The organism is Streptomyces sp. NPDC001056, assembly GCF_053598955.1.
The window spans coordinates 1-1,082 of record NZ_JBSFLI010000125.1 but is presented as its reverse complement, the minus strand read 5'-3'; the positions used below and the strand labels follow the sequence as shown (position 1 = coordinate 1,082).

The 1,082-nt window shown below is 66.7% G+C and carries 2 protein-coding genes; both read right to left on the bottom strand.

Going from position 1 to position 1,082, the window contains the following annotated elements:
• On the bottom strand, nt 1–211 hold a 211-nt coding region (locus tag ACWDD7_RS37890; RefSeq protein WP_450460734.1), incomplete at its 3' end, for a hypothetical protein.
• A 31-nt stretch (nt 212–242) separates the two neighbouring features.
• Nucleotides 243–1,082, bottom strand: an 840-nt coding sequence (locus ACWDD7_RS37885) for a metallopeptidase TldD-related protein (RefSeq protein WP_450460733.1), incomplete at its 5' end; no start/stop codon positions are given.

Sequence of the window (1,082 nt, the reverse complement as noted above, 5' to 3'; positions counted from 1 at the left end):
CGAGCTCGCGCAGCAGCGCGGCGGCCATCGCCACGCGCAACAGGATGCGCAGCGCAGTCAGCGAGCCGGCGCCGGCGCGCAGCGCTTCGAGCTGAAGGTGATACTCCAGTGAGAGTGCATCGCGAATGGCCTTCGGTAAAGGCTGGAGTTCCGTCTTGTCCGCCCGCGACCGGACTCTCGACTGGTCGAGACGCTGCGCCCAGCCTCTCATCTTCGGCTCACCACCCGTCCGCACGCGTTCATCACGCCGTTCCGCCCACCGTCATGTCGTCCACGCGAACGGTAGGCTGCCCCACGCTCACCGGCACCGACTGGCCGGCCTTGCCGCACACGGCACGGCCCGTGTCGAGTTCGAGGTTGTTGCCGACCATGCCGATTTTCTGGATCGTTTCGAGCCCGTTGCCGGTGATCGTCGCGCCTTTCACCGGTGCGCAGAGCCTGCCGTTTTCGATCAGGAATGCTTCTGATGCCTCGAACACGAACTGCCCGCTCGTGATGTCGACCTGCCCGCCCTCGAGCCCCGCCACGTATATCCCGCGCTTCACCGACGCAATGATCTCCTCGTGTTCGCAATCGCCGTTGAGCATGAACGTATTGGTCATGCGGGGCATCGGCAACACCGCATAGCCCTCGCGCCGGCCATTGCCCGTCGGCTTCATGTTCATCAGGCGCGCACTGAGCGCGTCCTGCATGCAGCCGCGCAACACGCCGTCCTCGATCAACACCGTGCGTTGCGTCGGACAGCCCTCGTCGTCGAAATTGAGCGAACCCCGGCGGCCTTCGAGCGTGCCGTCGTCGACGATGGTGACGTTACGCGCCGCCACGCGCTCGCCGATGCGGCCGGCGAACACCGAGGTCCTGCGGCGGATGCCGTCGGCCTCGAGACCATGGCCCACGGCTTCGTGCAACAGCACGCCGTTCCAGCCCGGCCCGACGACGACGGTCATTTTTCCCGCCGGGGCGGCCCGTGCATCCAGTTTCGTCAGCGCGGCGTCGACGCGGTCGCACACCAGCGTGCGGATGTCGTCATCCGACCACGAAGCGATCCCGTAGCGACCGCCGATTCCCCCGCTCGCGCTTTC